The organism is Acetobacterium tundrae (assembly GCF_008086615.1).
In the GTDB taxonomy this organism is placed as follows: domain Bacteria; phylum Bacillota; class Clostridia; order Eubacteriales; family Eubacteriaceae; genus Acetobacterium; species Acetobacterium tundrae.
The window spans coordinates 264805-277967 of the sequence record NZ_RXYB01000003.1 but is presented as its reverse complement, the minus strand read 5'-3'; the positions used below and the strand labels follow the sequence as shown (position 1 = coordinate 277967).

Annotated in this window: 14 protein-coding genes and 1 pseudogene; 10 read left to right on the top strand and 5 right to left on the bottom strand. The window is 38.0% G+C overall.

What is annotated here, in order from left to right; all coding sequences use genetic code 11:
- Nucleotides 1–7: 7 nt before the first annotated feature.
- Both FZC40_RS04230 and FZC40_RS04225 read left to right on the top strand, forming a co-directional pair.
- Nucleotides 8–565 carry a flavodoxin family protein gene (locus FZC40_RS04230; RefSeq protein WP_148602658.1) on the top strand — a complete coding sequence of 186 codons (558 nt, stop codon included), beginning with the start codon at nucleotides 8–10 and terminating at the stop codon, nucleotides 563–565.
- The gene (locus FZC40_RS04225) at nucleotides 566–1096 is read left to right on the top strand and encodes a cysteine hydrolase family protein (protein WP_148602657.1); all 531 of its coding nucleotides are present in this window, start codon (nucleotides 566–568) and stop codon (nucleotides 1094–1096) included.
- A 90-nt stretch (nucleotides 1097–1186) separates the two neighbouring features.
- Here the strand turns inward: FZC40_RS04225 and FZC40_RS04220 are convergent, their stop codons facing one another.
- Both FZC40_RS04220 and FZC40_RS04215 read right to left on the bottom strand, forming a co-directional pair.
- On the bottom strand, nucleotides 1187–1990 hold the full coding sequence (locus FZC40_RS04220; RefSeq protein WP_148602656.1) for a GGDEF domain-containing protein: 804 nt from the start codon (nucleotides 1988–1990) through the stop codon (nucleotides 1187–1189).
- Nucleotides 1991–2218: 228 nt separating this feature from the next.
- Entirely contained in the window at nucleotides 2219–2797 is a 579-nt protein-coding gene (locus FZC40_RS04215; protein ID WP_148602655.1) for a TetR/AcrR family transcriptional regulator, read from the bottom strand.
- A 155-nt stretch (nucleotides 2798–2952) separates the two neighbouring features.
- On the opposite strand from FZC40_RS04215, the gene FZC40_RS04210 reads away from it, so the two are divergent.
- Nucleotides 2953–3735, top strand: a complete 783-nt coding sequence (locus FZC40_RS04210; protein ID WP_148602654.1) for an EFR1 family ferrodoxin — start codon at nucleotides 2953–2955, stop codon at nucleotides 3733–3735.
- A 120-nt stretch (nucleotides 3736–3855) separates the two neighbouring features.
- The gene (locus FZC40_RS04205; protein ID WP_207724218.1) at nucleotides 3856–4869 is read left to right on the top strand and encodes a serine hydrolase domain-containing protein; all 1014 of its coding nucleotides are present in this window, start codon (nucleotides 3856–3858) and stop codon (nucleotides 4867–4869) included.
- A gap of 352 nt (nucleotides 4870–5221) precedes the next feature.
- Here FZC40_RS04205 and FZC40_RS04200 read toward each other — a convergent pair whose 3' ends face one another.
- Together FZC40_RS04200 and FZC40_RS04195 are read right to left on the bottom strand one after the other, a co-directional pair.
- Entirely contained in the window at nucleotides 5222–5773 is a 552-nt protein-coding gene (locus FZC40_RS04200) for a cysteine hydrolase family protein (protein WP_148602652.1), read from the bottom strand.
- A 96-nt stretch (nucleotides 5774–5869) separates the two neighbouring features.
- Entirely contained in the window at nucleotides 5870–6235 is a 366-nt protein-coding gene (locus FZC40_RS04195; RefSeq protein WP_148602651.1) for a winged helix-turn-helix transcriptional regulator, read from the bottom strand.
- A gap of 538 nt (nucleotides 6236–6773) precedes the next feature.
- On the opposite strand from FZC40_RS04195, the gene FZC40_RS04190 reads away from it, so the two are divergent.
- The 4 genes from FZC40_RS04190 (at nucleotide 6774) to FZC40_RS04175 (ending at nucleotide 9732) form a co-directional block, all read left to right on the top strand.
- Nucleotides 6774–7484, top strand: coding sequence for an EFR1 family ferrodoxin (locus FZC40_RS04190; protein ID WP_148602650.1), 711 nt, complete (start codon nucleotides 6774–6776; stop codon nucleotides 7482–7484).
- Nucleotides 7485–7690: 206 nt separating this feature from the next.
- Nucleotides 7691–8137 carry a DUF3795 domain-containing protein gene (locus FZC40_RS04185; protein WP_148602649.1) on the top strand — a complete coding sequence of 149 codons (447 nt, stop codon included), beginning with the start codon at nucleotides 7691–7693 and terminating at the stop codon, nucleotides 8135–8137.
- 84 nt (nucleotides 8138–8221) lie between these two features.
- On the top strand, nucleotides 8222–9058 hold the full coding sequence (locus FZC40_RS04180) for an AraC family transcriptional regulator (RefSeq protein WP_148602648.1): 837 nt from the start codon (nucleotides 8222–8224) through the stop codon (nucleotides 9056–9058).
- Between the two features lie 125 nt (nucleotides 9059–9183).
- The gene (locus FZC40_RS04175) at nucleotides 9184–9732 is read left to right on the top strand and encodes a DUF6144 family protein (protein WP_148602647.1); all 549 of its coding nucleotides are present in this window, start codon (nucleotides 9184–9186) and stop codon (nucleotides 9730–9732) included.
- A 219-nt stretch (nucleotides 9733–9951) separates the two neighbouring features.
- On the opposite strand, the pseudogene FZC40_RS04170 reads toward FZC40_RS04175, so the two are convergent.
- Nucleotides 9952–11384, bottom strand: a pseudogene (locus tag FZC40_RS04170) (IS1182 family transposase).
- 327 nt (nucleotides 11385–11711) lie between these two features.
- Between FZC40_RS04170 and FZC40_RS04165 the strand changes: the two are divergent.
- Nucleotides 11712–12461 (top strand): DUF6577 family protein, encoded by a 750-nt coding sequence (locus FZC40_RS04165; RefSeq protein ID WP_148602646.1) that lies wholly within the window; start codon nucleotides 11712–11714, stop codon nucleotides 12459–12461.
- Between the two features lie 9 nt (nucleotides 12462–12470).
- Nucleotides 12471–13163: a nucleotidyl transferase AbiEii/AbiGii toxin family protein gene (locus FZC40_RS04160; RefSeq protein WP_148602645.1), complete on the top strand. Its 693-nt coding sequence runs from the start codon at nucleotides 12471–12473 to the stop codon at nucleotides 13161–13163.

Below are 13163 nucleotides of genomic sequence, written 5' to 3'. Positions count from 1 at the left end.
ATAAATAATGAAAATATGTATATTGTCAGGTAATCCTAAAAAAGATGGGTTATGTCAGTCGGTAATTGATGCGGCAAAGCTGGGTGCCACCGATGGCGGCGCCGAGGTAGATGAAATAAAATTGTGCGATTTCAAACTAATCCGCTGCCAAGTCTGCGGTGACGGTTGGGGTCCCTGTCGCGATGAAAATTTCTGTAAGTTTGGTAAGGATGGTTTTGATGAAATTGTCGCTCGGATCGAATCAAGTGATGCGATCATTTTTGCTTCACCGGTCTATTGGGGCGAAACCTCCGAAACCTTCAAAAGCTTTATTGATCGACTTCGACGATGCGAATTTAATGGACAAAAAGTATTGCGTAATAAGCAAGTTTTAATGATTGCTTCAGCCGGGGGAACCGGAAATGGGCTGTTGACCAGTCTTGAACAGATGGATCGCTTCTGCCGTCATACCGGTATGGTTATTTTTGACTATATTGGCGTGAATCGCTGGAATAATGATTATAAAAAGGTAACTGCGAAAGCCGCTGCTTATGCAATGGCAAGTGGCAGAAAAACAGAGAAATAAATGAAAAGCGTCCTATTGGTAATAGATTATCAGAAAGATTTTGTAGATGGAAGCCTAGGCTTTCCCCAGTCGGTTAGTCTTGAGGATTCGATTGCACAAAAAATATTGGCGTATCGGTCAAATGGACAGGAAATTGTGTTTACCTATGATACGCATACGGCAGACTATTTGAACACCCAGGAAGGAAGAAATTTACCAGTTGTTCATTGCATCAAAGGAACAGCAGGGTGGCAGCTTTATGGAAAGGTGGCTGAGCTTCGGCGAGATAGCGATACCTGCATTGAAAAGATCGCATTTGGATCGATGGAGCTTGCCAATTATCTGGCTGCGAACCAGTATGACCAGATTGAGTTGGTGGGTGTTGTTTCAAATATTTGTCTGATCTCGGATGCTGTGCTGGCAAAGGCGGCTTTGCCGGAAGCGGAAATTATTGTTGATGCTAGTTGCGTCGCCAGCAATGAAAAACGTCTTAACGAGGCGGCATTGGATGTGATGGCAAGCATGCAGATCCGAATTATCAATCGAATATAAAGCGGGCAAGAACAAAAATCTCCGTGGCACGGACCTTTCCTGTTAAAACCTTTCATATTTGGTTTTTCGGCTGTCGTATATGACACGGTATTATGCAAGATCTACGACATATTCTAAGCGATTTCGGCCATTATCTTTAGCCATATAGAGGGCTTGGTCGGCATGTTTATAGGCATACATAAAATCACCATGATTCTCCAGCAAGGTCGCTCCAAGGCTAACGGTAATGTGGATTTGATAATTCTTGATATAAAAGGGTGTTTTGGCAATACACTGTCGGATTTGTTCGCCAATTTCGATGCTTTTTGACAGTGACATACCAGGCAGAAGAATAATGAATTCCTCGCCGCCCCATCTGGCAGCATCGCCTTGGGAGCCGACTTCATTTTTAAGAATCTGTGCCAATTGCTTCAAGATCTGGTCACCGACCAGATGTCCGTATTGATCATTAACCCGTTTGAAAAAATCGATATCCAATAATAGAATACAGCTTTCCTTGCCTGGCAACTGGTTTTTCTCCAGTTCTATATCTACATACTGAAGCCATTTCCAGCGATTTATTAAACCCGTCAAATTGTCGTAATAGGCGATCTCTTCCAATTTATGCTGTTGTTCGGTAATTTTTCGTTGTTGTAGAATGGCACTCCGTTCCGAATGCCAGTATAACAGGGCGATACACAAGCCGATGGCAACAAAGGTGAGACCATTTAATTGATTGGTTGCCAAAATGGCAGGCTCTATTTGAAAAATTGCCATTAAAACAAAAAAAGCAACCAATGCAATAGAATATTGAATAATTGCTGCAGTAGGCCTTTTGATGATAAACAACGCCAATACGGTACAAACCACTAAAAAAGGGTTGATATTGGTGGTGACATACTGATCGACTGACACCAGTGAAAGCAAATCCGTATTGAAAAAACTATCCGGGGTGTGCTTGATAATGATTGGTTCACCAGGAAAGGGAGCTACTTGCGGATTGATTTTGACACCCTCAGTGGCGGCGATAAAAAAGGCGCATCGGCCCTTAGATTTACATGTTGAACATGAAAGATGGGGTGATCTTTTTTTCTAAAATAGGCTAAAACATTTTTGGCATTGAGCACAGTTTTGACTGAATGTTTATTTCAAAATTCCATGTAAAAACATTTGATGGAGGGCATTAATTTCTTCATGATAGCTTTCCGGAGGAAGATCGATGGTGTTAACCGCAGAAATATATTTAAGGATTAGCGGCGTCGGAAGAGCAGGGTCAATGTAGCCTTCGCTTTTTCCAGCTTCGATAAAGCGAAGATATAGATCGTTTAATAATTCGCTAATGCCATCGGATAGAAGTTTTATAAAGCTTTTATCGGCCAGGGCAGATTCAGTGAGATAGGTAGTGAGCGAAGCATTGATATCTGCTGTGCATAGTGAAAGTGCGGTATTTAGCTTATCAAGATAAGGCAGATCGGTTGCAAGGAGTGCGGAGGCCTTGTCGATGATATCTTGGATAATAGCTTTTGCGCATTCAATGACAAGTGCATCTTTGCTGCCGAAGTAATTGTAAATCGACACCTGGGATACGTGAGCAATAGCGGCAATTTCTTTAATACTTGAATTTGCAAATCCTTTTTCCTGAAATAGTTCCTTGGCAGCTGAAATAATAGCTGCCTTTTTTTTGTTTGTTCTGGTTTCGTATTTATTTGGATAGGGCTCCATCGTTAAAACTCCTTTTTGTTATTCTTAATATTATTATAGAACATGTTTTGAAATATAAATAGATTTATTTCAAATAATATTGACAACATAAGTTTGATGATATATCATTGTTTTGAAATCAATACTAAAATATTTCAAAACATAGGAGCGGACATATGAAAAGTGTAATTTATTATTTTAGTGGAACCGGAAATAATTTGGCAATTGCCAAACAGCTTGCCAAAGAATTAGGAGAAACCACGGTATTGCCAATGAGTGATTTGATGCAGAACAAGATGATTTCGGATGAATATGAGTGGGTAGGATTTACGGCACCAAGTTATTTTTCACATGTTCCACCTTATGTAGAAGAATGTATGAAGGATGTTAGCTACAATGAAAAACAAAAAGTTTTTTTGATTGCCGGATGTGGAGGAAACCGAGGACTTGCGATTCAAGACATGCGAAAACAGGTATATAACAGCAAAAAAGAAGTCGATTTGGAATACATGGTAATGCTTTCGGGGAGCTATATTCTTTCTTATGGTTCATTTCCAATGTGGTACCAGAAATTTTTCATAAAGCAATCATATAAAAAAATTCATAAAATGGCACTGGATATTAAAAATGGTCGGAAAAGAAAACCGCTCGGAAAGGGAATTTTCTACAAAACAAAATATGAAGCAGCGGTGCAGCACTCAATCGCAAATTATGCGATGATCGGAAAACAGTTTAAGGTAAGCGATAAATGTAGTGCTTGTGAGGCTTGTTTAAAGATCTGCCCGGTAGGGAACATTTCGTTGACGGATGGGAAAATAACCTTTGGAGATCATTGTAATCAATGTATGGGGTGTATTCAGTGGTGTCAGAATCAGGCCATTGATTATCAAGGAAAAGCAGCGAAGCGAAAAAGGTATCATCATTTAGATGTTAAGAGACAGGAACTCTTTCAAAGATAACAAAGGATATAGCGTATTGATGATGGGGCCGCTATGCTGCTTAAAAATATTGACTTCTACATAAATAGTTTATAGAATTGTGCAGAAATAGGAAATATTTGTGCAGAAAGGATTTTAATAATGACTGTTAATTTAAATGAATACTTTAAAAAACAAAAAAAATTTAGTGGAAATGTATTGTTATCAAAAAATAATGAAATTATATTTAATGAATCATATGGATATTCAAATAAGGAAAAAGGAATAAAAAATACACCTCAAACAAAATTCATGATTGGCTCAATGACAAAGGCAATAACGGCATTATGTATTATGCAGTTATCAGAAAAAGGGATGCTTTCAACACAACACAATATTGACGATTATCTTCCAGACGTCTACAAGGGTCATGGAATTACAATTCATCATCTGCTAACGCATACTTCTGGGATACCTAACTACTTAATGCTAAAAAAACAAATAAAATGGGGAGCACGTCATACCCCCCAAGAAATACTACAAATTGTAAAAGGTTATAATTTGAAATTCCCTGTTGGTGAAAAATGGTCGTATAGTAATACTAATTATCTTATTCTTGGTTTGATAATTGAAATGGTTTCGGGAATGAATTATCACCAATATGTTAAAAATTATATATTTATTCCTGCTAAAATGACTCATTCAGGTTTTATTGATGAAGAACAAAAAAATGTCGCCAATAATTATATTAACGGTGAAAAAGGGTTCTATATGGATCCAACAATGTTCTTTGCTTGTGGTGATATTGTAACAACTGTTGGTGATTTTTATTTGCTTGATCGAGCCATTCAGGATGGTAAACTATTGAAAACTCAACTACTAAAGAAAATGCAAAAACCTCACTATGACGGCAAATATGTAAAATATGGCTATGGATTGTGTGTAAAAAACCATTTTGATTGTAAAAGCATCTGCCATGGTGGGTCAATGCCAAATGGTTACACTTCTCATTTTGAGAAATATATTGATGACGATATTACCATTGTTGTATTAAGCAATGATTTAGTAAAATACCAATTCTTGTCAATGAGCGGGGCTGGTGGTACCTATATAAGTAGAGAGATGGCTTCATTAATTTATGGTAAAAAGTTAGGTGCTTTAAAGAAGATATTCTAAAAGAGATTATTAATATAGGTAGTACCTGCACATCTTTTATAACATGTGAATTAAGGGAAGCTTAGAATGACTTCCCTTAAAAATTATCATATTATCAACACTGTTATTAAACATAGCCTAATTAAAATAAGCGGCTAAAAAAATGGCGACGGAATTTAAAAGCGTTGTTTTACACAAGTCTCACCTGACTCTTAATCAGGAGGTCCAAAGAAAACCATGAATCAAAAAACCCAGGTTTAAAAACCTGGTTTTTTTGATAATAAATTTGTATACTACGTAGGCTGTATTATCATATACTCAAGGGTGCTTTGAAATTATAGAACACAACGGTGCCGGTTCTTGTATCGCAAAATTAAGAATCAGACTTGACAAAATCTGAAGTATTCTTTACATCAGCAAAGGTGTTTTGCAAGGCAGCCATAAAAGTAGCGTGGACCATTTCAGCAGGAATTAGGGTATTTTTCCAAAGTAAATCTCTGGTGGTACAGGCGTCGCTCAATAATTCAATTTCAAAGCCCAGTCTTTTGGCCGAACGAACCGTTGTGTCAACGCACATATGACTCATCATGCCACAGATCACCAACTTTTTTATATCCAATTCCCTTAGTCGTGGAAGCAAATCGGTATTGAAAAAACTATCCGGGGTGTGTTTGATGACGATTGTTTCATCAGGAAAGGGAGACACCTGCGGATTGATCTTGACACCCTCAGTGGCGGCGATAAAAAAAGGCGCATCGTCCCTTAAATTCACATGTTGCACATGAAAGATAGGGAGATCTTTTTTTCTAAAATAGGCTAAAACATTTTTGGCATTTAGAGCAGTTTTGTCTGGATCGTTTAGCTCAAAACGCCCACCGCTAAAATAATCATTTTGGATATCAATTAATATGAGTGCTTTTTTCATTTCATAAACCTCCTGTTTTTTTAAAGTATAATTCAGATTGAACTGGAGGTAAATTACCCACTTTTTTGTGGGTATCAGTAAAACAAATCAGGTCAATTATTTCAGATAGCCGATATTCTTTTGATCTAAGATATCGGTCAGCTGGTGTTCAACCATATACTCAATTCCAATTTCCTGCATAATTTCAACTGCTTTGAGGATTCGTTTGCCCCGCTCGGTCAGATAATAATCAACATGAAGCGGATAGCCCTGAGCGTTTTCTTTGTCGACAAGGCCAAAATGGCGAAGCTCATTTAATTGTTGCAAGAGCATCTTTTGACTGATGCCTTCGATACTTTTCTCCAGTTGAGAAAGAGAAACAGAACCGGATCTCATTTGAAAAATGATAATTGTCTTCCATTTGCCTTTGATAATGTCATGGACAATCTCAAGGGGGCAGGTGTAATCATTGCGGATTTTCATTTAAACTCCTTGTCATTTTGAAATAAAGGTTTTAACTCATTGTACCATGTTAATTCCCAAGGTGTTTCTGTTACGCAAAATTTTAGAGGCTTTTGCAGGGGCATGAAATCATCAGAAACGTCCCGTGAAAATTTCCTATTTTCATATTTAAGAAATAAAGATTTCTGAATGTTTATTTCAAAATTCCATGTAAAAACATTTGATGGAGGGCATTAATTTCTTCATGATAGCTTTCCGGTGAAAGATCGATGGTGTTAACCGCAGAAATATATTTAAGGATTAGTGGCGTCGGAAGAGCAGGGTCAATGTAGCCTTCTCTTTTTCCAGCTTCGATAAAGTGAAGATATAGATCGTTTAGTAATTCGCTAACGCCATCGGATAGAAGTTTTATAAAGCTCTTATCGGCCAGGGCAGATGCAGTAAGGTAGGTGGTGAGCGAAGCATTGATATCTGTTGCGCATAGTGAAAGTGCGGTATTTAGCTTATCAAGATAAGGCTGATCGGTAGCAAGGAGTGCGGAGGCTTTGTCGATGCTATCTTGGATAATAGATTTTGCGCATTCAATGACAAGCGCATCTTTGCTGCCGAAGTATCGGATGAATATGAGTGGGTAGGATTTTCGGCACCAAGTTATTTTTCACATGTTCCACCTTATGTAGAAGAATGTATGAAGGATGTTAGCTACAATGAAAAACAAAAAGTTTTTTTGATTGCAGGATGTGGAGGAAACCGAGGACTTGCGATTCAAGACATGCGAAAACATGTACATAACAGCAAAAAAGAAGTCGATTTGGAATACATGGTAATGCTTTCGGGGAGCTATATTCTTTCTTATGGTTCATTTCCAATGTGGTACCAGAAATTTTTCATCAAGCAATCATATAAAAAAATTCATAAAATGGCACTGGATATTAAAAATGGTCGGAAAAGAAAACCGCTCGGAAAGGGGATTTTCTACAAAACAAAATACGAAGCAGCCGTGCAGCACTCAATCGCAAATTATGCGATGATCGGAAAACAGTTTAAGGTAAGCAATAAATGTAGTGCTTGTGAGGCTTGTATAAAGATCTGCCCGGTAGGGAACATTTCGTTGACGGATGGGAAAATAACCTTTGGAGATCATTGTAATCAATGTATGGGGTGTATTCAGTGGTGTCAAAATCATGCTATAGATTATCAAGGAAAAGCAGCGAAGCGAAAAAGGTATCATCATTTAGATGTTAAGAGACAGGAACTTTTTCAAAGATAACAAAGGATATAGCATATTGATGATGGGGCCGCTATTCTGCTTAAAAATATTGACTTCTACATAAATAGTCGATAAAATTGTGCAGACAGCAGTACATCAACAGTTGAAGTAACGTTGTCATCTTTATTAAAAGAAGGTTATATCGTTAAACTTGGAGCTGGTAAAAATACGGCATATATCCGGAATACAAAGAGGAGGCGTTCTTAATGGAAGAAAAATTGATTGCACCCTGTGGGATGAACTGCAGTTTGTGTGTCAGCTACCAGTCACAGAAGTATGATTTGAAAAAGCAGGGATTGAATCGAAAATACTGTCCCGGCTGTATTCCGAGAGATGAAAACTGCACCCATATGGGCGACCAGTGTGAACAGTTGAAAAACGGAAGTGTCCGTTTTTGTTATGAGTGTGAAACCTTTCCCTGCAAACGGTTAAAAACATTGGACAAGCGCTATCGAACTAAATATCATATGAGCATGATTGAAAATCTGAAATCCATCGAGAAAAATGGAATGGACAGCTTCCTCAAAACAGAAGCGGAAAAATGGGCATGTTCTCAATGCAGCAAGCCAATCTGTTGTCATAATGGTCTTTGTCTGAAGTGTAATTTTGAGATCCTCCGGCAGAATAAAAAATACCGCTGGAATGAGGAATAATGCCATTAACAGTATAGCATTAAACAGGGGGCACGCTTCAAAATTTGTGTCAAAGACAAGTATCCGGCAGAATGGGGTTAGTTTATGTTTGAAAATGAATTGGTCAGCAAAGCCATTGATTATATCGTAGAAAATTTAAATGAGAAAATTTCCATCGAAGATGTCGCCGATTATTGTCATCTTTCCAAGTATTATTTTAGCAGAGTTTTCAAAGCCGAAACAGGTGAAAGCGTTTACGCCTTTATCAAGCGTTTAAAAATGGAACAAAGCGCCATCGAAATGAAGCTTGGCAAAGAAAAAACCATTACCGATATTGGTGTAACCTATGGGTACAGTTCATCAAATTACAGTTCGGCCTTTAAAAAACACCATCATATTTCGCCGCCGGCTGAATTTCGCAAAACGGTGAATACCAACTGCGCTTCCCATCCGTTTATTCTGGATAAGTTGGCAGAATTTCAATCATTTGAAGAATACAATCAGCAGATTCAAATAACAGAATTGGATGATTTTGTGGTGATCTATGAACGGTATCTGGGAAATTACCTTGACCTAGGCAAGAACTTTTGCGAATTCACGGAAAAATATAAAAATTACTTAAAAGAAGACACCCTTTTGATTGAACGGTTCTTTGATGATCCCTCCATTACAAATGTTAGCCAATGCCTATATGACATCTGCATGACGGTTGACGAGAACTGTCTGCTTGAAAATGTAATGACGATTCAGGGCGGTAAATTTGCCGTTTACCGCTTTGATGGGTTGATCCCGGATATTTATGAAGCGCTTCAGGGCATCTTTAATATTTGGCTGCCAAATAGCCGTTATGAAATGGATGAACGCTATGGACTCGATATTTACCGCCGGATGGACAGGGATAACCAGCATGTCATTATTGATTTATGCATTCCTATTAAATAGAATGAAAATAAATAGAGCAAGAATTCAGAAGTATTAAAACTGACTTTCCTATATCATGAAAACTATTATCGGGATAGAGTTCGATCCGATCTCGATCGATAAATCAGAAAATGGAGGATTTTATAATGTTTGATATTAGAAAAATTCAGGAGCAAGTCATTTATGTGGCAGTTAAAGAAGAGAGCAATGAAGAAACGGCAAGAGTAATCGTCAATGGACCGGATGGACAAGGGCAGTTTGAGGACAATCCGACCTGGGTAAAAGCGACAATGAAGCGACTGGAAAAAGAGTTTGATCAATCGACTATTCGTCAGCTGAGACGGAATTGTCAGTGCGGTTACGGTATGGATCAGAAATTGGTGCTTGTTAAAGAGCTGGTAGAGGCATCTTCGAGCCTGGAAGAATTCGGCAATCTGGACAAAGCAAAAGCTGCAGGACTGTTTTGTGACAATGGCGAACTCTATCTCCAATTTGATTTTTGCGCATGTCCAATGCTTGAAGGTGTAGATCGGTTGGAGACCGATACCTGGTGTCAATGCACAACTGGTTACAGCAAGGTTCTTTTCGAAAAAGCGTTTGTATGCCCAGTAGCGGTAGAGTTGTTAAAAAGTATCAAAATGGGTGATGACAAATGCCTGATGAAAATCATCCCACAAGGAACGATTTGGAAATAAGTTAAAACGAAAAATTTGAATGCCTCAATATTGATCCATTCCGCAGAAATCGGATGGGTCAAGGACACCTTTCCCACAATTAATTATCTGCCATTCAGTGGAACCGTCTCCGAGTTACCCTTTTCTACTGCTGCCCTAGCATAGCACAAGGGGACGGTTCGGGACCAGTGAAAAAGACATGTTTTGGAGCTGATTTCTGAAAATATGAGTGAATTATTTTTAGAAACCAAAATTTATTCTAAATATAACGATTTTTTTAATAAAACAAGAAAAATCAGCGGTCATGATGGCCGCTATTCTTTTTATATTAACTGCAATGGCTGCCAGTTTCGATTGTTTGGACATCGAAACCAGACCGTAGCCTTTTGCCCGGCCCAGTCCATGGGATCGTTTGAGCTCAGCATTTTTCCCTTCGATGCTGGCTCTTTTTTTGTACTTCTCTTTAAATTCATCGGTTTTCTGACTTTGGGAGATTTCGTAGAATTCCAAGGTATTGATCCCAATATTCAGAATTTTACGGACCGATTTTTTTGCGCATTCATCATGTTTAGGGCAACTCTTGCAGATTTTTACGTCGAAGTAATAATTATATCCTTCCTGAAAACCACTTTTACAGTCTTTGCGTTTCCGTTTGTAGTATCTTCGGCTAACCGTCTGATTTCCCTGGCTACAGAACCATTGATCAGAATCTTTGTTATAAGAGAATTCACTTTCATCAATCCGATAGGCAGAACCGCTGACGGGAATATAAGCTTCTGCCTCGAGTTCTTTAATTCTGTCAAGAATGGATTTTCTGAAGTATGCCTTGTCTCCGTAAAATTCGTTTATCGTTAAACCACTTGCTTGAGTGTCTTTAAGCAAGGCTTCAATCATCGTCCCATCTACATAGGCACCCGTTCCGGTTCGAACTGCCGTGATCAAGCGTTCATCGGTGGTCATGATGAATTCAACCTTGTAACCAAAGAAGTTGGAGGTTTTGCTTTTTCGTCCAACCCGGGCGTCTTCATCGATTAAAGATCGGATGTTAGTTTGATTGATGAATTTGGGATCATCCAGAATTTCTTTTGCTTTTACAATCATCTGATTTCTTTATAGGCTGGTTCTTCTGGGAGGTTTTCAACTGCTTTACCTGTTTCTTTCTCACAGATGGTGATGATGTTTCTGGCTAGGTGTTTCATCAATCGTTCCGGTGTTTTTTTGATGGTGTTGGCTTCCACATGGGTGGCATCAATACTAACCCCTTCATCTTTGATAATCCCCTTTTTCACACATTGTCTTACAATTTCGATGATGATTTCATCCAGGGTCTCTTCACCTAGCCGTTGGGTTCTGAATTTGGACAACAGACTTTTTTCCGGCAATGGATCTTCCGGGTTGATGTCCAGAAAATAAAGATGGGCCAGATTGAGAGTCGCTTCTTCAATCAACTTTTCATCAGAGAGATTGTAGATATGCTGCAGAAACAGCAGTTTGCACATCAGTTCCGGTTCTTTCGCCGGACGGCCAAAGTTTTTGCAGTAGGTATCTTCCAGCAGATCATTGATAAAACTGAAATCGACCGCTTTTTTAACCTGTTTAAGGATATGATTTTCCGGGATTTTGTTGTATAATAGACAATGGAATGATGATTGTTTTGATTCAAATCGAAGCATGATTTCCCCCCTGTTTGGTTGTTTTTGTTCGCACTTAAATTATACCATGCAGGGTTATTTTTTTACTCTGTTTTAATCAAAAACACACTGGATGTTTCAATTTCATCCTATAAATATTACACCATTTCTAATTCGTGGTTTCCATTTTTTTCAACGATCTATACAAACTAATATTTTCTACTTTTTCACTGGTCCCGAACCGTCCCCTTGTGCTGTCCAAAGGGCACAACACGCGTCTTCGAATCGATAACAAATCAAACCCAACAAACGGGGCCTAAATTGAAAAGGCCCCGTTTGTTGGAAAATAAAAATCGGAGATGAGATAAAGTGAACGATAAATTAAGAACTGCTGAATTGATTAAAGAATTAGGGGATAAGCCGTTTGCAAGTAATCAACTTTACCAATTCTATTTAGAAGAAGAGCCGGATTTGAAAGAAACGACCTTTAGGTGGCGAGTTTATCATTTAAAAAAGGAACGAATAATTCAGAGTTTAAAAAGAGGTTTATACACAACTACAAGAAAAAGTGATTTCTCACCCCCTATTGACAAGAAAATGAAGAATCTGTACAAGAAGATTAAAGTGCAATTTCCATATAGTGAAGTGAACATGTGGGATACAAGCTGGTTAAATAATTATATGGTTCACCAACCCATTACCAGCAACATTATTATTGAAGTCGATAAGAATGCAGTATCATCTGTGTTTGCTTTTTTACAGGAATCCATGAAGAACGTATTTGTAAATCCTGACAATCACGAGATGGAAACATATATGATACCGGGACAACGGAATATTATTATCAAGAATTTGGTGGTAGAATCACCAGTCGAAATAAGAGAAGGGATCAGCATACCCAGAATTGAAAAAATTATGGTTGATCTATTTGTAGAAGATCAATTATACGTGACTTATCAAGGTGGAGAATTAAAGAATATTTATGAAGCATTTTTTGAAACCTTTAGCATTAATCAGTCTAAACTGAACCGCTATGCAACGAAAAGAAAGGTAAAAGGGAGGTTTTTAAAATTTCTAAAGGAAGAAACGAATATCGATCAGAAAGAGATTTACATTTGAGGTGACTAAATGATCCATAACAATACATTTACTGAAGAATGGATTCAGAAAATCAGCAATGATTACAAACGTGGTAGCAAGAAAGCAGATCCCACATTAATTGAAAAAGTGACAAAAGCACTGCACCTTCTCGAAAATTTATCGCAAACGGATTTAGTGTTTATCTTTAAAGGCGGAACCGCCTTATTGTTACTTCTGGATGAAATGCATCGCTTTTCCATTGACATTGATATCATCATTGAGAAAAACAAGAATGATGTCGATCTGGATGCAATTTTGAGCAAGGTCGTCGAGGCGAGTTATGTATTTGATCGATTTGAAGAAAACAAGAGAAAAGGGAGTAATGATGTACCCAAAGCCCATTATAAGATCTTCTACAAATCGGCATTGGATGGTTCAGACAGTTATGTTCTGTTGGATGTGTTATTTGAAAAGAGCCATTATGCTGAAATTATTGAGAAAGACATTAATTGTAAATTCATTGATTATGAAGAACCCAGCAGATTGGTCAAGATCCCCAATATTGATTGTATTCTGGGCGATAAATTAACAGCATATGCTCCCAACACAACGGGCATTCCTTACGGAAAAAACAAGGAACTAGAAATTATTAAACAGCTGTTTGATGTGGCCAACTTATTTGATAGAATGGAAAACATAAAAGTAGTAGGTGATACATTTAAAATGATGGTCCAGCAATAG

Bases quoted from the DNA above. Each gene is read 5' to 3' on its own strand.
- FZC40_RS04180 (WP_148602648.1), top strand. From the start codon at position 8,222: ATGTTTGAAAATGAATTGGTCAGCAAAGCCATTGATTATATCGTAGAA.
- FZC40_RS04160 (WP_148602645.1), top strand. From the start codon at position 12,471: ATGATCCATAACAATACATTTACTGAAGAATGGATTCAGAAAATCAGC.
- FZC40_RS04205 (WP_207724218.1), top strand. From the start codon at position 3,856: ATGACTGTTAATTTAAATGAATACTTTAAAAAACAAAAAAAATTTAGT.
- FZC40_RS04175 (WP_148602647.1), top strand. From the start codon at position 9,184: ATGTTTGATATTAGAAAAATTCAGGAGCAAGTCATTTATGTGGCAGTT.
- FZC40_RS04230 (WP_148602658.1), top strand. From the start codon at position 8: ATGAAAATATGTATATTGTCAGGTAATCCTAAAAAAGATGGGTTATGT.
- FZC40_RS04215 (WP_148602655.1), bottom strand. From the start codon at position 2,797: ATGGAGCCCTATCCAAATAAATACGAAACCAGAACAAACAAAAAAAAG.
- FZC40_RS04195 (WP_148602651.1), bottom strand. From the start codon at position 6,235: ATGAAAATCCGCAATGATTACACCTGCCCCCTTGAGATTGTCCATGAC.
- FZC40_RS04225 (WP_148602657.1), top strand. From the start codon at position 566: ATGAAAAGCGTCCTATTGGTAATAGATTATCAGAAAGATTTTGTAGAT.
- FZC40_RS04185 (WP_148602649.1), top strand. From the start codon at position 7,691: ATGGAAGAAAAATTGATTGCACCCTGTGGGATGAACTGCAGTTTGTGT.
- FZC40_RS04210 (WP_148602654.1), top strand. From the start codon at position 2,953: ATGAAAAGTGTAATTTATTATTTTAGTGGAACCGGAAATAATTTGGCA.
- FZC40_RS04200 (WP_148602652.1), bottom strand. From the start codon at position 5,773: ATGAAAAAAGCACTCATATTAATTGATATCCAAAATGATTATTTTAGC.